The 16427-nt window shown below is 68.1% G+C and carries 13 protein-coding genes; 4 read left to right on the plus strand and 9 right to left on the minus strand.

Annotation, left to right across the window (positions count from 1 at the left end):
* Positions 1 to 87: 87 nt before the first annotated feature.
* The 9 genes from ACYJSS_RS04965 to ACYJSS_RS05005 all read right to left on the minus strand — a co-directional run bounded on the left by ACYJSS_RS04965 (position 88) and on the right by ACYJSS_RS05005 (position 11568).
* Entirely contained in the window at positions 88 to 1485 is a 1398-nt protein-coding gene (locus ACYJSS_RS04965; protein ID WP_236204308.1) for a DUF3426 domain-containing protein, read from the minus strand.
* A 75-nt stretch (positions 1486 to 1560) separates the two neighbouring features.
* Positions 1561 to 2439 (minus strand): 50S ribosomal protein L11 methyltransferase, encoded by an 879-nt coding sequence (gene prmA / locus ACYJSS_RS04970; protein ID WP_111264847.1) that lies wholly within the window; start codon positions 2437 to 2439, stop codon positions 1561 to 1563.
* A 175-nt stretch (positions 2440 to 2614) separates the two neighbouring features.
* Entirely contained in the window at positions 2615 to 3472 is an 858-nt protein-coding gene (locus ACYJSS_RS04975; protein WP_111264846.1) for an EI24 domain-containing protein, read from the minus strand.
* 62 nt (positions 3473 to 3534) lie between these two features.
* The gene (gene accC / locus ACYJSS_RS04980) at positions 3535 to 4878 is read right to left on the minus strand and encodes an acetyl-CoA carboxylase biotin carboxylase subunit (protein WP_111264845.1); all 1344 of its coding nucleotides are present in this window, start codon (positions 4876 to 4878) and stop codon (positions 3535 to 3537) included.
* A gap of 16 nt (positions 4879 to 4894) precedes the next feature.
* Positions 4895 to 5359 (minus strand): acetyl-CoA carboxylase biotin carboxyl carrier protein, encoded by a 465-nt coding sequence (gene accB, locus ACYJSS_RS04985; RefSeq protein WP_173171517.1) that lies wholly within the window; start codon positions 5357 to 5359, stop codon positions 4895 to 4897.
* Between the two features lie 25 nt (positions 5360 to 5384).
* Complete coding sequence (gene aroQ / locus ACYJSS_RS04990) at positions 5385 to 5828, minus strand: type II 3-dehydroquinate dehydratase (protein ID WP_021222377.1); 444 nt, start codon at positions 5826 to 5828, stop codon at positions 5385 to 5387.
* A gap of 120 nt (positions 5829 to 5948) precedes the next feature.
* Complete coding sequence (locus tag ACYJSS_RS04995; protein WP_111263884.1) at positions 5949 to 7712, minus strand: protein-disulfide reductase DsbD; 1764 nt, start codon at positions 7710 to 7712, stop codon at positions 5949 to 5951.
* A gap of 174 nt (positions 7713 to 7886) precedes the next feature.
* The gene (locus tag ACYJSS_RS05000; protein WP_111263883.1) at positions 7887 to 9851 is read right to left on the minus strand and encodes a methyl-accepting chemotaxis protein; all 1965 of its coding nucleotides are present in this window, start codon (positions 9849 to 9851) and stop codon (positions 7887 to 7889) included.
* Between the two features lie 103 nt (positions 9852 to 9954).
* The gene (locus ACYJSS_RS05005; protein ID WP_111263882.1) at positions 9955 to 11568 is read right to left on the minus strand and encodes a response regulator; all 1614 of its coding nucleotides are present in this window, start codon (positions 11566 to 11568) and stop codon (positions 9955 to 9957) included.
* 300 nt (positions 11569 to 11868) lie between these two features.
* On the opposite strand from ACYJSS_RS05005, the gene ACYJSS_RS05010 reads away from it, so the two are divergent.
* The 4 genes from ACYJSS_RS05010 to speA all read left to right on the plus strand — a co-directional run bounded on the left by ACYJSS_RS05010 (position 11869) and on the right by speA (position 16287).
* Positions 11869 to 12936 (plus strand): DUF2333 family protein, encoded by a 1068-nt coding sequence (locus ACYJSS_RS05010; protein ID WP_111263881.1) that lies wholly within the window; start codon positions 11869 to 11871, stop codon positions 12934 to 12936.
* Positions 12936 to 13457 carry an NUDIX hydrolase gene (locus ACYJSS_RS05015; RefSeq protein ID WP_111263880.1) on the plus strand — a complete coding sequence of 174 codons (522 nt, stop codon included), beginning with the start codon at positions 12936 to 12938 and terminating at the stop codon, positions 13455 to 13457. The genes ACYJSS_RS05010 and ACYJSS_RS05015 overlap by 1 nt, the downstream gene beginning before the upstream one ends.
* 413 nt (positions 13458 to 13870) lie before the next feature.
* Positions 13871 to 14242: a translation initiation factor Sui1 gene (locus ACYJSS_RS05020; protein WP_111263879.1), complete on the plus strand. Its 372-nt coding sequence runs from the start codon at positions 13871 to 13873 to the stop codon at positions 14240 to 14242.
* Between the two features lie 131 nt (positions 14243 to 14373).
* Positions 14374 to 16287 (plus strand): arginine decarboxylase, encoded by a 1914-nt coding sequence (gene speA / locus ACYJSS_RS05025; RefSeq protein ID WP_111263878.1) that lies wholly within the window; start codon positions 14374 to 14376, stop codon positions 16285 to 16287.
* Positions 16288 to 16427 lie beyond the last annotated feature (140 nt).

The raw sequence follows: 16427 nt of genomic DNA on the forward strand, positions 1-16427 counted from the left end.
TCGTTTTGAACAAATTCTGAACAGTGGGGAGCTTATCGCCGGCGGTTCTGGCGGCGGTGCCGGCGACGTCGAGGCGTCGCCGGCGGGTCACTCGGGAGAGTGGAAGCTGAGACTGTAGTTCACGGCCTTGGTGCCCGGATCGAGAATGTCCAGGGAGATGTGGATGGGCGTCTGCGGTGGCATTTCGGACTGCCCGGCGAGCTCGCCGGCGAGGTACTCGCCCGGCTTGAAGCGACGACTGGCAAGCAGTTGGCCGCTGATATCGGCGAAGCGCAATTCCAGGAGCGGGAACGGCTGGGAGAAGGGCGCGCGGTTGTAGAGGATGGCATCCACCACCAGTGCGCCGGTGAAGTCCGGGTGGCTGCGTACCACCAGGTTGCTGCTCTTGATCAGCGCGATGTCGACCTTGGACGGCAGCTGGCAGCCGAGTTCCGGGCACAGCTGTTCGAACCAGGGGCGGTACTGGTCGGAGCGCGCCAGTTCGTCGAAGTGGTACCAGACGTACTGGCCGGCCAGGGCGACGGCGCCCAGCAGGTTTAGCAGGCCCCAGCCGATCCAGCGGCCCCAGGGCTTCTTCGGCTGCTGCCAGTCGAGTTGCAGCGGCTCGTCGTCGATGTCCAGCAGGTTGCTGCCGCGCAGGCCGGGCTCGTTGCGCGGAGCGCTGCGGGCCGGCGGGGCGACGGGCGTATCGAGGTCTTCGTCTTCATCGTCCGCAGCGGAGAGGGCTGCGTGCGGCGGCGGGGTTTGCTCGGGGGCTTCCCGGTCGGCGGCGAGGCCGAGGCTCGGCACCGGTTCATCGTCCGCTTCGTCGTCGAGCGACAGCGCGGGCTCCCTGCGTGGCGCAGCCACAGGCTCGCTGGGGCGCGGGCTTTCACCGACGGGCGGTTGCGTGGGGCGTGGTGCGGGGGAGGGCGCGCGGGGCGCATCCTCGCGCAGCAGCGCTTCGGCCCAGCGCTCGTCATGCCGGTCGGTCACCTCGTCGCGCTGGCCGTACAGCTGCTCGCCCGGCTTGGGGGCGGCCTGCAGGGCGAGGAATTCCTGGGACAGCTTGAGTTCTTCCTGCTCCAGCTTGGCCAGTTCCTCGTCCAGGTCGAGGCTGTCGAGGTCCAGGTCGTCGTGGATCCACAGGGTGTTCTTGTCGGCGGTCTTGCCCGGCGGTGCGGCGGTTGGGGGCGGCGGCGTCTTGAGCAGGGCGGCGACGCTGGGCACCGGGCTGGCCGGCTGCGCCGTGGGCGCAGGTGCTGCCGGGGCCCCGGGGGTGGCGGGTTTCGCGGGGGGCGGCGCGGCAGGGCGTGGCGCCTGTGGGGCGGGCGTGGTGGGCTTCGGCTCGCTGGGCGGCATCGCGCCGAGCAGCTGCTTGGCGGCGTTGAACACGTGCAGGCAAGCCCCGCAGCGCACGGCGCCCTGGGCTGCGCCCAGCTGGGCGCGGCTCACACGGAAGCTGGTCTGGCAATGGGGGCACTGGGTGACGAAGCTTTCGGTCATGCGGCGGTCCGTGCGAAACAAGGCGCCAGTCTACCAACTCGGCAACGCGCTGGCGCGGGTCTGCTCATGCTCTGCTCAGCGACGTACGCCGCTGATGCGCACCCAGCCGTCCTTGTCGGCGGTGGGATCGAGGGCGAAGGCGTCGGCGTAGGCGGCGCGGACTTCCTCGGCCTGCTCGGCGAGGATGCCCGACAGCGCCAGGCGGCCGCCGGCCTTGACCAGTGCGGTGATCTGCGGCGCCAGGGACACCAGCGGGCCGGCGAGGATGTTGGCCACCACCACGTCTGCCTGCTGCTGCGGCATGTCGGCGGGCAGGTAGACGGGGAACAGGGCCGGGTCGATGCCGTTGCGCGAGGCGTTGTCGCGGGAGGCCTCCAGGGCTTGCGGGTCGATATCGGTGCCCACCGCCTGGCGCGCGCCGAGCAGCAGGCCGGCGATGGCGAGGATGCCGGAGCCGCAGCCGAAGTCGATCAGGTCGCAGCCGTCCAGCTCCTGGCCGTCCAGCCATTCCAGGCACAGTGCGGTGGTCGGGTGGGTGCCGGTGCCGAAGGCCAGGCCCGGGTCCAGCAGCAGGTTCACCGCGTCCGGCTCCGGGGCTTCGTGCCAGCTGGGCACGATCCACAGGCGGCGGCCGAAGCGCATGGGCTGGAAGTTGTCCATCCAGCTGCGTTCCCAGTCCTGGTCTTCGATGCGCTCGATCTGGTGCTCGGGCAGCGCGCCGCCGGTGAGCAGCTCCAGATGGGCGACCAGGTTGGTTTCGTCGGTATCGGCTTCGAACAGGGCCAGCAGGTGGGTGTTGGACCAGAGCGGGGTGGTGCCGAGGTCGGGCTCGAAGATCGGCTGGTCTTCGGCATCCATGAAGGTCACGGAGACGGCGCCGACTTCCAGCAGCGCGTCTTCATAGGTTTCCGCCTGATCCGGGGTGATGGCGAGACGGACTTGTAACCAGGGCATGGCGGAACCTCGATGCGGTGAAAATATGGCCCTTATGGGCGCCTGTAAAAACGTCGGCGAGGCCGGCAGCGCAAGGCAAGAACAGGCGAAAAAGCGCAGTTTACGGGGTGCAACTGAGCATTTTTAGCCTGTGTTTAACGCGGCGATGGCAGCGCAGGTGGTTTTTGAGATGGCTTCATGGGGCGGGCAAGCTTACTTGAGGCTCCGATGCCGCGCCAGCCGGGCGCTCCGGGCGGTCGAGGCCGCGATAGGCGAGGTGGCAGGCGCCGCCGCCGAGCAGGGCGGGCAGCAACAGGTTGAGCACCGGCACCATCGCCAGCAGCAGGATGAGCAGGCCGAAGGCGATCATCGCCCCGCGCTGGCGGCGCACCGCCTGCATCTGCTCGGCGCCGCTGGCGAGGCCCGACAGCGCGGCGGGCACCAGGAAGCGCACGTTGAGGTAGCCCAGGAGAATGATCAGCAGCACGCCGTTTATAACCGGTATCGCCAGGCACAGCAGTGGGCCCAGGCCGATGCCCAGCCAGGGGCCCAGGTGGTAGCGACCGGCGCGCAGCAGGTCGCTGGCCGCCGGGCTGCGCGAGGCCAGGCCCGGGTAGGGCTTGAGGGCGCGCTCGCGCAGGCTGCCCATCAGCACCCAGCGCAGGGCCAGGCGGATGCTGATGACGACGGCCGCGACGAACAGCACGCCGACCATGGCCAGTGCCAGGAGAGCGGAATACACCAGCATCAGCCCCACTGCCGGGGCGATGCCGGCCATGCCGCTGACGGTGGCCGGGCCGCCGGTGAGGCTGGGCATCAGGCCGAACATGGCGGCGCCGGAGATGACGAAGAACGACAGCAGTCCGGCGGCCTTGAGGATGATTTCGGCATGGGCGTAGAAGACCCAGCTCCAGAAAACCAGAGTCAGCAGGCAGAGCCCGGAGGAGCGCAGGAGGATGCCGGGGCGCAGGCTGGAACGCAGGGCCAGGCCGAGGCAGATGAAGGCTTCGCCGAAGGCCGGGCCGATGGCAAGGATGCGGGACTTCAGGGACATGGCGATCCTTCGCGTGAAATGAAGAAGGGCCGCATTATGCGGCCCTTCCAGGGTTGCCGGGCTTACTTCTTGCCCAGTTTGTGCTCGAGGTAGTGAATGTTCACGCCCCCCTTGCGGAAACCCTTGTCGCGAGTCAGGTCGCGGTGCAGCGGGATGTTGGTCTTGATGCCGTCCACCACCAGCTCGTCGAGGGCGTTGCGCATGCGCGCCATGGCCTCGTCGCGGTCCTTGCCGTAGGTGATCAGCTTGCCGATCAGCGAATCGTAGTTCGGCGGAACCGCATAGCCGCTGTACAGGTGCGAGTCGACGCGCACGCCATTGCCGCCGGGTGCGTGGTAGTACTGCACCTTGCCGGGGCTGGGCATGAAGTTGTCCGGGTCCTCGGCGTTGATCCGGCATTCCAGGGCGTGACCACGGATGACCACGTCCTCCTGCTTGATCGACAGCTTGTTGCCCGCGGCGATGCTGAGCATCTCCTTGACGATGTCGATGCCGGTGACCATCTCGGTGACCGGGTGCTCCACTTGGACGCGGGTGTTCATCTCGATGAAGTAGAAGCTGCCGTTCTCGTAGAGGAACTCGAAGGTACCGGCACCGCGATAGCCGATCTCGACGCAGGCCTGGACGCAGCGGGCCAGCACTTCGGCGCGGGCCTTCTCGTCGATGCCGGGAGCGGGGGCCTCTTCCAGCACCTTCTGGTGGCGGCGCTGCAGGGAGCAGTCGCGGTCACCCAGGTGGATGGCGTTGCCCTGGCCGTCGGAGAGGACCTGCACTTCGACGTGGCGCGGGTTGGTGAGGAACTTCTCCAGGTAGACCATGGAGTTGCCGAACGCCGCGCCGGCCTCGGTGCGGGTCAGCTTGGCCGACTTGATCAGCTCGTCGGCGCTGTGCACCACGCGCATGCCGCGACCACCACCGCCACCGGCGGCCTTGATGATCACCGGGTAGCCGACTTCCTCGGCGATGGCCAGGGCGGTCGCTTCGTCTTCCGGCAGCGGGCCGTCGGAGCCCGGGACGGTCGGTACGCCGGCCTTCTTCATGGCGTCCTTGGCCGACACCTTGTCGCCCATCAGGCGGATGGTGTCGGCTTTCGGGCCGATGAAGGCGAAGCCGGAGTTCTCCACCTGTTCGGCGAAGTCGGCGTTCTCGGCGAGGAAGCCGTAGCCCGGGTGGATCGCCGTGGCGCCGGTCACTTCGGCGGCGCTGATGATCGCCGGGATATTGAGGTAGGACTGCGCAGCCGGGGCCGGGCCGATGCATACGGTCTCATCGGCCAGGGACAGGTGCATCAGTTCGCGGTCGGCCGTGGAGTGCACCGCCACCGTCTTGATGCCCAGCTCCTTGCAGGCGCGCAGGATGCGCAGGGCGATCTCGCCACGGTTGGCGATCAGGACTTTTTCCAGCATCTCAGCTCTCCGCGGTTCAGACGATGGTGAACAGCGGTTGGTCGTACTCAACCGGCTGGCCGTTCTCCACGAGGATGGATTCGATCACGCCGCTGGCTTCGGCCTCGATGTGGTTCATCATCTTCATCGCTTCGACGATGCACAGGATGTCGCCCTTCTTAACGGTCTGGCCGACTTCGGCGAAGTTCGCCGAGGTGGGCGAGGCGGCGCGGTAGAAGGTGCCGACCATCGGCGAGCGCACCACGGTGCCGTTGAGCTTCTTGGCGGCCGGAGCGGCTTCGACCGCCGGGGCGGCGGGGGCGGCTACCGGGGCCGGTGCCGGGGCGGCCATCGGGGCGGCGGCGTAGATCGGCTGGGCCATGGCGGCCTGCTTGCTGTGGCGGCTGATGCGCACGGACTCTTCGCCCTCGCGGATCTCCAGCTCGTCGATACCGGACTCTTCCAGCAGCTCGATCAGTTTTTTGACTTTACGGATATCCATTAATTATCAACTCCCAAGGGTGAGGTCAGGGGCGTTCAAGGTGTTCAAGCGCCGCGTCCAGGGCCAGGCGGTAGCCGGTGGCGCCAAGACCGCAAATCACTCCCACTGCAACGTCCGAGAAGTAGGAGTGATGGCGGAAAGGTTCTCGCTTGTGCACGTTGGAGAGGTGCACTTCGATGAATGGGATGCTCACCGCGAGCAACGCGTCACGTAGGGCGACACTCGTATGCGTGAAAGCGGCGGGATTGATCAGGATGAAGTCCACGCCCTCGTTGCGTGCGGCATGGATGCGATCGATCAGTTCGTACTCGGCGTTGCTCTGCAGGTAGAGCAGGTGGTGGCCCGCCTCGCGGGCCCTGCGCTCCAGGTCCTGGTTGATCTCGGCCAGGGTGGTGGCGCCGTACTTGTCGGGTTCGCGGGTGCCCAGCAGATTGAGGTTGGGGCCGTGCAGGACGAGCAGGGTGGCCATGCGGTGTCTTCCTTATTGGGGGCCAGGCGGGACTATGCAGGAAAGCCCGAGAGGCTGTCCATATGCCGGTAGTAGCCGACACGATGCCCGTAGTTTGCGGCAGATTTGTGAAAATCCGGCTCAGAGCCGCTGGGCAGCGCCCTGCAGCCTGGCGGCGAAGTCCGCCGCGTTGATCTCACCTACGACACGCGATTCCGACCATTCGTCACCATCGGGGGCGAAGAACAGGATCGCGGGCGGGCCGAACAGCTTGTAGCGGTCCAGCAGGGCGCGCTGTTCGGGCGTGCTGGCGGTCATGTCGAAGCGCACCAGGCGGTAGGCGCCCAGTTGGCTGGCCACCTCGGGGGCGGTCAGCACCTCGCGCTCGATCACCTTGCAGCTGATGCACCAGTCGGCGTACCAGTCCAGCAGCAGCGGCTTGCCGGCGGCCTTGGCTTCGACCTGGGCGGCGGCCAGCTCGGCCGGGGTGGTAATGGTCTGCCAGGCACCGGCGGTGCTGGTGGTGACGGCTGCAGCACCCGGACGGCCGAGGGGGCGCAGCGGGTCCGACTCGCCCTTGAGGGCGCCGGTCCAGGCAGCCACCGCGTAGACCAGCAGCACCAGGCCGGCCAGTTGCGCCAGGCGCTGGCGGGCGGTTTTCGGGGTGAATTCCAGGGCACCGAGGAACAGCGCCACGCCGCCGGCCAGCAGGCCCCACAGGGCCAGGGACAGCGGGCCGGGCAGCACGCGCTCCAGCAGCCACACCGAGACGGCCAGCAGCAGCACGCCGAAGGCGTTGCGCACCGCGACCATCCAGTTGCCGGACTTCGGCAGCAGCGTGCCGCCGCCCACGGCGAACAGCACCAGGGGCGCCCCCATGCCGAGGCCGAGCACGAACAGCTTGAGGCCGCCGCCGAGGGCATCGCCGCTGGCGCTTATATAGAGAAGGGCACCGGCCAGCGGGGCCGACACGCAGGGCGAGACCAGCAGGCTGGAGAACACCCCCAGTGCCGCCGCGCCCCAGATCGAGCCGCCCCGGGTGTTGCCGGCCAGGCGATCCAGCGGGCCGCTGATGAACTGTGGCAGGCGCAGTTCGTAGAGGCCGAACATGGCCAGGGCGAACACCGCGAAGAAGGCGGCGAAGGGCACCAGCACCCAGGCCGATTGCAGGCGCGCCTGCAGGTTCAGTTCGGCACCGAACACGCCCATCAGCGCGCCTAGCACGGCGAAGCAGGCCGCCATCGGCAGTACGTAGGCCAGCGACAGCACCAGGCCGCGGCTGCCGCCCACCTGGCCGCGCAGCACCACGCCGGAGAGGATCGGCAGCATCGGCAGCACACAGGGGGTGAAGGTCAGGCCGAGGCCGGCGAGGAAGAACAGCGCCAGCTCGTGCCAGCTCCAGCCCTTGCCCTCGGATGGGATCGCGCCCTCCAGCGCCGCCGGGGCGTCGCCGATCTGCAGGGTTTCGGTCTCCGGCGGGTAGCACAGGCCCTTGTCGGCGCAGCCCTGGTAGGTCACCAGCAGCTTGAAGGGACGATTGGACGGGTTGTTCAGCGGCAGGTCGACGTCGAGGACTTCGTAGTACACCTCCACGTCGCCGAAGTATTCGTCGGTCTTGTGCTTGCCGGCCGGCAGCTGCGCATCGCCCAGGGCGATGTCCGCCGGTTCGGTGCGGAACTGGAAGCGGTGCTTGTAGAGGTAGTAGCCCTCGGCGTTGGTGAAGCGCAGCTTGATCGAGGTCGGCGAGCTGTCCACCAGGCTGAGGCGGAAGGCCTCGCGCACGGGGAGGAAGTCCTTGCTGTTGTTCAGCGCGGCTCCGAGGGTGGAGCTGGGGCGGTTATCCAGCAGCCCGGCGCTGGCGGGCAGGGCGACCAGCAGCAGGATCAGGGTCAGCAGACGGCGCATGGAAGTCTCGGCAGGCGAAGGTGCCGGGCATGATAGCGGAGCCGGCCGCCGCCATGCAGCGCCGATCCTGTAAGCGGTTTTCTCGACCGTCCCGATGGTCATGGCGCGGTGGCGTCGGGCGGGCCGGCGGCAGCGGGCTTCACCGCCGCCACCCGCGACACGTCGCCGCAGGGGTCAGACGCGGAAGGCCTGCACCGCGCGGGTCAGGTCGCCGCCCAGCTGCAGCAGCTGCTCGGCCTGGTCGCGGCTGCTTCCGATGCGTTGCAGGTTGTCGTCGCCGAGCTGGTGGATCTCCTCGCTGTAGCCGCGGATCTCGGTGACCGCGCCGCTCTGGTTGGCGGTGGCCTCGGCGATCTGCCCGGCGGTGTCGGCGATGGTGCGGATGGCCGCGACTATCTCGTCCAGCGCGCCATCGGCGGCGGCAGCGCGGGCGGCGGTGGCCTCGGCGTGCTCGACCTGTGCGCGCATGCCCTGTACCGATTGGTGGGCGGCGGTCTGCAGCCGGCCGATGAGTTCCTGGATCTCGCCAGTGGCGCCGGCGGTGCGCTGCGCCAGGGTGCGCACTTCGTCGGCGACCACGGCGAAGCCGCGGCCCTGCTCGCCGGCACGGGCCGCTTCGATGGCGGCGTTGAGCGCCAGCAGGTTGGTCTGCTCGGCGATGCCGCGGATCACCACCAGCACGCTCTCGATGGTGGCGGACTCCTGGGCCAGCCGTTCGATGGCCACGGCGTTGCCCTGCACCTCGCCGACCAGGCTGTGCATGCCTTCCAGGCTCTGGCCGATGATGCGCTGGCCCTGCTCCACGGCGCGTCCCGCGTCGTGGCTGGCGGCGGCGGCCTGGCGTGCATCGCCGGCCACCTGCTGGATGGTCGCCTCCAGTTCGCCCAGGGCGTCGCGGATCTGCGCGGTGCCGCCGGCCTGGCGCTCGGCGCCGGCGTGCAGGCCGCCGTTGAGCTCGGCCAGGGTATGGCTGCTGCCGGCCACCTGTTCGGCGTGGTGGCGGATGGTGCCCACCAGCTCGCCCAGGTAGGCACGCAGGCGGCCCAGGGACTGTTCGATGCCGCGCAGGTCGTCGATCTTCGAATCCAGGGCGATGGCCTGGCTGAAATCACCGGCGGCCCAGGCGGAGAGGGACTGCACCAGGCGCCCGAGCACGCGGGTGAGGTTGCGCTGGATACGGTCCACGGCCAGGGCGATGAGCAGGATCAGGCCGATCATCAGCCCCTGGATCACCCGCACTTCGCCCTGGATGCGACCGTGCTCGGAGCGCACCAGCGGCTCCAGGGCGGCCAGGGCCTGGCGCAGGGCGTCGAGGCGGGCGCGGGTGGTGCCGGCGAGTTCGGCGCGGCTGGTGATCAGCTGGCGGGTGCGTTGCAGCTCGGCCGGGTAGCGTGTGAGCAGGCTGCCCAGGTCGCGCTTGAGGGCGATGCCCCTGTCTTCGGCCTGCTTTTCCTGGGTGTCGGCGGCCAGGCCCATCATCGCGGCGAAATCATCGGAAGCGGAACTGGAGGCGTCGGCCACGCCCAGCAGCGGCAGGGCGTCGAGGCGCGCGGACTCCTGGGCCAGGGCGGCCAGCTCGCGCTCGACATCGGCGGCCAGCTCGTCACGGCCGCTTTCCACCAGCTTGGCCCGGGCGTGGGCCAGGCGGGTCAGGTGCTGCGCGGCGGCGAGCAGCGGCTTGCGGTAGTCGGTGGCCTGGGCGGCGTCGCCCTCGTCGGCGTAGCGGGCCAGCTGCTCCAGGGCGCCATCGATCTCCCGTTCGGCCTGCAGCAGCAGGCCTTGCGGGTCGCCGGCCAGCTTGCCGGCGGCCAGCAGCTGGTCGCCGCTGAAGGCGCGCAGGTCGTCGATGCTGGCGCGCAGGGTGGTCGCCAGCTGCGGTGGCAGCTGGGCCATGCGCTGGTCGAGTTCGTCCAGGCTCTGGATCGCGGCGCTGTGGCGCAGGGCGTCACCGCTGGCGAGGTAGGCCTCGATGTTGGCACTGACATCGCGCTGGAAGCGCTGGGCCAGGTCCATGTACTGCTCCATCACCTGGTAGGGGCGTTCCAGGGCGCGCTGGGACCACCAGAGGGTGACGCCGAGCGCCAGGCAGACGGTGACCAGGAGCAGGGTGTTGAGGTTGGTGAGCTGTTTCAGGCGCATCGGGGCCTCGACCGACTACAGAACGGACAGGCCCTGAAAGATATTGCGGTTCGGTTTCAGCCTGATGACAGCGTGAACTGCGTCACGCCCTTTGGTCGGCTTGTCAGGTGAACAGTTCGACGCGGTTGCGACCGCCGTGCTTGGCGCGGTAGAGCGCTTCGTCGGCCTGCTTGGAAAGAAGGTTGCCGTCGGCACCGTCGCGCAGTTCGGCGATGCCGCAGCTGAAGGTGCACGACAGGTCGTGGGGCTGCGCCGGGTAGTGGATCTCGGCGAAGCGCCGACGGATCTCGTCCAGCACGCGGTGGGCGGCCTGCAGGTCGGTGTCGGGCAGGACGATGGCGAACTCCTCGCCGCCATAGCGACCGATGTGGTCGGTCTTGCGCAGGCGCTGCTTGAGGAACAGCGCCAGGCTCTTGATCACCCGGTCGCCCATGGGGTGGCCGTAGGTGTCGTTGACCTTCTTGAAGTGGTCGATGTCGATCATCGCGAAGGTCAGCGGGGTGCCGTCGCGACGCGCGCGCGAGCGGGCGTCCTCCAGCAGCTGCAGCGTGTGGGTGTGGTTGAACAGGCCGGTAAGGCTGTCACGCACCATCCGCGCCTTCAGGCTGCGGGCGCGCTTGGCGCGGGTGCGCACCGTGGCGATCAGGTGGCGCGGCTTGATCGGCTTGGTGAGGAAGTCGTCGCCGCCTTCGCTCATCGCATCCAGCTGCTTGTCCAGGTCGTCCTCGGCCGAGAGGTAGATGATCGGCACGCTGACGTAGCGCTCGTGCTGGCGGATCACCTTGGCCAGCTCGGTGCCCAGGCACTCGGGCATGTACATGTCGAGGATGATCAGGTCGGGCTGGAACTCGGCCAGCGCACCCATGGCCAGGGCCGGCTCGGTGATGGCCTGGGTGACGATGCCGGCGCTGTTGAGCACCATCTCGGTGTGCATCGCCTGGGCCTTGGAGTCGTCGACGATGAGCACCCGGTAGGGCTCATAGTGGGCGGTGCGGGTCAGGGTCTCGATCTTCTCCAGCAGGCTGGAGGCGTCCAGGGCACCGGTGAAGTACTCCTGGCCACCGGCGCGCACGGCGGCCAGGCGGGTCGGCGTATCGGTTTCCTCATGGCTGAAGAACAGCACCGGCAGCTTGGGCTCCAGGCCTTTCTGCGCCTCCAGGGCGAGCTCAAGGCCGAGGCCGCGCCCGGCGAAATCCACTTCCATGACGATGGCGGCGGGATGGCGCTCGGCCATGGCGGCGCGGAAGGCGTTGGCGCTGTCGCAGGTCTGCACGAAGAGGCCGAAGAAGTCCATCTGCTGGGCCAGGCGCTGGGCCCGCTCCTGGTCCTGCAGGGCCAGGTAGACCGGCTTGCGCAGGGGCGGCAGGAAGGTCTGCTCCAGCTGGTCGCCATGGCGCAGGCCGGTGCGCGAAAGGCGCTGCATCAACTGGCTCAGCTCGGTGATCAGGTCGCTGGAGAGGCGGCCGCGGTTGGCCTGGATGGCGCGCAGGCAGCCCGCGATGCCGTGGGCCAGCTGGGTGTGTTCGGTTTGCTCGAAGCGTTCCGCATAGCGCAGCAGGTAGGCGTTGGCCTCGGTCAGCTCGGTGAGGTCGGCGCTGGTCCACTCGGCGCGCTGCAGGCGCTGCCAGACTTCCAGAAGATGCCGTGCCTGGTGGATCACCCGCTGTGCGAAGTGATTCTTGAGGCGATCGCGACTGGGATCTTCTTGCTCGGTCATGGCACTGCTTCTAATGCTCGACCGCAGTACGTTGAGACAGCGGTCAGAATGGTGGCGCTATGCTAGCACCTGATAGTGCGTACGCTAGTACCGCCGATCTACTGGCGCCAGTATTTTTTCAACGGGAACCATTGGGTCACAGTTGCCCTGTGCGCCCCGTCTCAGCTTGCCGCCCACTCTTGGTTTGGCCATTTGCCGCTGGCAAGGTCCGGCGCTTCACTTATAGTGCATGACCCGGATGGCACCCTCGCCGCAGGTTGCTGTCGAATTCGCCGAGTTGATGAGTTTAAGGACATTGCCATGCTGGACTGGAAGAAGCGTGCGGGCCAGGCACGAGATCGCGTCGATGATTCGGTGGACGATGTCCGCAGCTACCTGGGCGGCATCTGGCTGAGCCGCGCCCTGGGCTCGCTGCTGGTGGTCTACCTGCTGGCAGCCTTGCTGGTGGGTTGGTACTGGAGCCAGGAGCCCGGCCTGTTCCCGGTGCAGCAGAATGCCCAGGCCGCCGCCGAGCGCGCCCAGCGCAAGCTGGTGACCGGCTACACCACGGTGGAAACCCTCAAGCAGGTCGGCCAGACGCTGCTCGACAAGCCCGGTGGCTACCTCTCCAACGACCTCGCCCCGCCCGGCCTCTGGCTGGACAACATGCCCAGCTGGGAATACGGCGTGCTGGTGCAGGTCCGCGACCTGTCCCGCGCCCTGCGCAAGGACTTCGCCCGCTCGCAGTCGCAATCCACCGAGGACGCCGACCTCGCCCGAGCCGAGCCGCGCTTCAACTTCGACAACAAGAGCTGGGCCCTGCCGGCTTCCGAGACCGAGTACCAGGAAGGCATCCGCGCCCTGGACCGCTACCTCGCCCGTCTTTCCGACCCGAACCAGTCCTCCGCGCAGTTCTATACCCGCGCCGACAACCTCAACAACTGGCTGGGTGACGTCGCCACCCGCCTGGGCTCGCTGTCCCAGCGCCTGTCCGCCAGCGTCGGCCGGGTGCGCCTGAACACCGACGTGAAGGCCCAGGAAGTCCAGGAAGGCGTGGTGCCTAAGGTCAGCGAGGAGATCGTCGAGACGCCCTGGCTGCAGATCGACAACGTCTTCTACGAGGCCCGTGGCCAGGCCTGGGCGCTCTCGCACCTCCTGCGTGCCATCGAAGTGGACTTCGCCGACGTGCTGGCGAAGAAGAACGCCACCATCAGCGTGCGCCAGATCATCCGCGAGCTGGAGGCCGCCCAGGAGCCGCTGTGGAGCCCCATGGTGCTCAACGGCAGCGGCTTCGGCGTACTGGCCAACCACTCGCTGGTGATGGCCAACTACATCTCCCGCGCCAACGCCGCGATCATCGACCTGCGCCAGCTGCTCGAGCAGGGCTGATGGCCATCAGCGAACGCGAGGCGGCGCACCGCGCCGCCTCCGATGCCGAGCGCATCGCCTGGGTCGACGAACAGGACCGCCTCCTCGGCGAACTGCCCCGCGCCGAGCTGCGCGAACGTGGCCTGATCGGGCGGGGCACCTTCATCCTCCTCTTCGATTCCGCCGGGCGCCTCTGCGTGCACCGACGCGCCCTGAGCAAGGCCGTGTACCCCGGATACTGGGATCTTGCCGCCGGCGGCATGGTCGCGGCCGGGGAGGGCTACGCCGAGTCGGCCGAGCGCGAACTGGCGGAGGAACTGGGCATCGCCGGCGTGCCGCTGGTCGAGCACGGGCGCTTCTTCTTCGACGAGCCGGGCAACCGCCTCTGGTGCGCGGTGTTCTCCGCCGTCTCCGATGCACCGTTGCGGCTGCAGCCTGAAGAGGTGCTCGAGGCGCGTTTCGTCGACCTGGCGGAAGCCGCTGCCATGCAGCCCTGCTGCCCCGACTCCCAGCGCGCCCTGCAGCTTTACCTCGGTGCCTGACCCAGCTACGACGGCATGCCTTGAGTAGGGTGGATGACGCTCTTCTCATCCACCGATCGGCGCCCCTGGTTACGATGTGCCATCGCTGGCCGTAGGGTGGGCTTCAGCCCACCGCTCTCGCTCGACGCCAACCTGTGGGCACCCCATTTTCCCCTGCCGAACCCGCGCCAGGCGCGGGTTTGTGCAATATCCCGGACCCTTTCGTGCGGGATGCTGCACAGCGAAGCGCGAAGGTCGCGATTCTGTCGACCAATGGCGCAATTTCGTACTTAGCATTCGCGCCGAATGCTGCTAAATTTCGCCGCCTTTCAAGCCCGGCTTCCCCGCCGGGTCTGCGCTGCCCCTGCCAGAGTGGGGCTTCGCGGTCGGCTCCCGCCGACCAGTCGCTATCCTGACCCCTACGAGGAAAGCCGGTGGTCAAGAAAGCTTCGTCCTTCGCCGCCCTGGGCGGCCTGGTGTACTCCACCGACAGCGGCCGGCATTGCCCGGACTGCACCCAGCCCATCGACGCGTGCACCTGCAAGCGAGCCACCGTGCCCGCTGGCGACGGCATTGCCCGCGTGCGCCGTGAAACCAAGGGCCGCGGTGGCAAGACCGTCACCAGCGTCAGCGGGGTGCCGCTCGACGAGGACGCCCTCAAGGAGCTGGCCAGCGCGCTCAAGCGACGCTGCGGCACCGGTGGCGCCCTGAAGGACGGTGTGATCGAGATCCAGGGCGATCACGTGGACCTGCTGCTCGAAGAGCTCGCCAAGCGCGGCTTCAAGGCCAAGAAATCCGGCGGCTGAGTGCCGGCTTTCTAAACTGACTGCACCGGTTGCGGTCAACACCCCAACGTCATACGACCGAATTAACCTGCTCAGGCCCGCCCGGCATGACCGGCGGGCCTGGCACTTTTCTATCCCACAGGGGGACTCCGATGTCTGCACGACGTACGCGCAAGGACGATGGCAGCAGCTGGACAGTAGCGGACAGCCGCAGCGTCTATGGCATCCGCCATTGGGGCGCCGGCTATTTCGCGATCAATGACGCCGGGCGCGTGGAAGTGCGCCCGGGCGGCGCCGCCAGCGAGCCGATCGACCTTTTCGAGCAGGTCGACCACCTGCGCGAGGCAGGCCTGTCCCTGCCGTTGCTGGTGCGCTTCCCCGGCATCCTGCAGGACCGCGTGCGCCAGCTGACCGGCGCCTTCGACGCCAACATCGCGCGCCTGGAATACCAGAACCGCTACACCGCGCTGTACCCGATCAAGGTCAACCAGCAGGAAGCGGTGGTCGAGAACATCATCGCCACCCAGGACGTCTCCATCGGCCTGGAAGCCGGCTCCAAGCCCGAGCTGCTGGCCGTGCTGGCCCTGGCGCCCAAGGGCGGCACCATCGTCTGCAACGGCTACAAGGACCGCGAGTTCATCAAACTGGCGCTGATGGGCCAGAAGCTCGGCCACAACGTCTTCATCGTGATCGAGAAGGAATCCGAGGTTCAGTACGTGATCGAGGAGGCGGCCGAACTCAAGGTCGCGCCCCAGGTCGGCCTGCGCGTGCGCCTGTCGTCCCTGGCCTCGTCCAAGTGGGCCGACACCGGCGGCGAGAAATCCAAGTTCGGCCTCTCCGCCGCCCAGCTGCTGTCGGTGGTCGAGCGCTTCCGCAAGGCCGGCATCGAGCAAGGCGTGCGCCTGCTGCACTTCCACATGGGCTCGCAGATCGCCAACCTGGCCGACTACCAGCACGGCTTCAAGGAAGCCATCCGCTTCTACGCCGAGCTGCGCAGCCTCGGCCTGCCGGTCGACCACATCGACGTCGGCGGCGGCCTGGGCGTCGACTACGACGGCACCCACTCGCGCAACGCCAGCTCCATCAACTACGACATGGACGACTACGCCGGCGTCGTTGTGGGCATGCTCAAGGAGTTCTGCGACGCGCAGGGCCTGCCGCATCCGCACATCTTCTCCGAGAGCGGCCGCGCCATGACCGCGCACCACGCCGTGCTGGTGATGCAGGTGACCGACGTCGAGCGCCACAACGACGAAGTGCCGAAGATCGCCAACCTCGAGGAGCAGCCGGAGATCGTCCGCTGGCTCGCCGACCTGCTGGGCCCGACCGATGCCGAGATGGTCACCGAGACCTACTGGCGCGCGACCCACTACATCAGCGACGCCGCCACCCAGTACGCCGAAGGCAAGCTGACCCTGGCGCAGAAGGCCCTGGCCGAGCAGACCTACTTCGCCATCTGCCGCCGCCTGCACAACCAGCTCAAGGCCCGCCAGCGTTCCCACCGCCAGGTGCTGGACGAGCTGAACGACAAGCTGGCCGAGAAGTACATCTGCAACTTCTCCGTGTTCCAGAGCCTGCCGGACACCTGGGCCATCGGCCAGGTGCTGCCGATCCTGCCGCTGCACCGCCTCGACGAGGAACCGGTGCGCCGCGCGGTGCTGCAGGACCTGACCTGCGACTCCGACGGCAAGATCAAGCAGTACGTCGATGAGCAGAGCATCGAGACCAGCCTGCCGGTGCACGAAGTGCGCGACGGCGAGGACTACCTGCTGGGCGTGTTCCTGGTCGGTGCCTACCAGGAGATCCTCGGCGACATGCACAACCTGTTCGGCGACACCGACTCGGTGAACGTCTACCAGCGCGAGGATGGCAGCGTGTACCACGGCGGCATCGAGACCCACGACACCATCGAGGACATGCTGCGCTACGTGCACCTGTCCCCCGAGGAGCTGATGGCGCTCTACCGCGACAAGGTCTCCGGCGCCAAGCTCAGCGCCCGCGAGCGCACCCAGTACGTCGACGCCCTGCGTCTCGGCCTGACCCGCTCGTCCTACCTGTCGTCCTGATCCACCGCTCCACGAACGAGCCCGGCCCAGCGCCGGGCTTTTTCATGGGGCTGTTCTGTGGAACCCCGCGTTCGCGGGGATGACGGGGGGAGGAGCCACCGTGCCCAGCCCCGCCCGACCCTCTGCTTCATCGCTGCGGC

The organism is Pseudomonas sp. No.21, from assembly GCF_054558415.1.

Bases quoted from the DNA above. Each gene is read 5' to 3' on its own strand.
- ACYJSS_RS04975 (WP_111264846.1), bottom strand. From the start codon at position 3,472: ATGTCCCTGAAGTCCCGCATCCTTGCCATCGGCCCGGCCTTCGGCGAA.
- speA (WP_111263878.1), top strand. From the start codon at position 14,374: ATGTCTGCACGACGTACGCGCAAGGACGATGGCAGCAGCTGGACAGTA.
- prmA (WP_111264847.1), bottom strand. From the start codon at position 2,439: ATGCCCTGGTTACAAGTCCGTCTCGCCATCACCCCGGATCAGGCGGAA.
- accB (WP_173171517.1), bottom strand. From the start codon at position 5,359: ATGGATATCCGTAAAGTCAAAAAACTGATCGAGCTGCTGGAAGAGTCC.
- ACYJSS_RS05005 (WP_111263882.1), bottom strand. From the start codon at position 11,568: ATGACCGAGCAAGAAGATCCCAGTCGCGATCGCCTCAAGAATCACTTC.
- ACYJSS_RS05000 (WP_111263883.1), bottom strand. From the start codon at position 9,851: ATGCGCCTGAAACAGCTCACCAACCTCAACACCCTGCTCCTGGTCACC.
- accC (WP_111264845.1), bottom strand. From the start codon at position 4,878: ATGCTGGAAAAAGTCCTGATCGCCAACCGTGGCGAGATCGCCCTGCGC.
- ACYJSS_RS04995 (WP_111263884.1), bottom strand. From the start codon at position 7,712: ATGCGCCGTCTGCTGACCCTGATCCTGCTGCTGGTCGCCCTGCCCGCC.
- ACYJSS_RS05015 (WP_111263880.1), top strand. From the start codon at position 12,936: ATGGCCATCAGCGAACGCGAGGCGGCGCACCGCGCCGCCTCCGATGCC.
- ACYJSS_RS04965 (WP_236204308.1), bottom strand. From the start codon at position 1,485: ATGACCGAAAGCTTCGTCACCCAGTGCCCCCATTGCCAGACCAGCTTC.
- aroQ (WP_021222377.1), bottom strand. From the start codon at position 5,828: ATGGCCACCCTGCTCGTCCTGCACGGCCCCAACCTCAATCTGCTGGGC.
- ACYJSS_RS05010 (WP_111263881.1), top strand. From the start codon at position 11,869: ATGCTGGACTGGAAGAAGCGTGCGGGCCAGGCACGAGATCGCGTCGAT.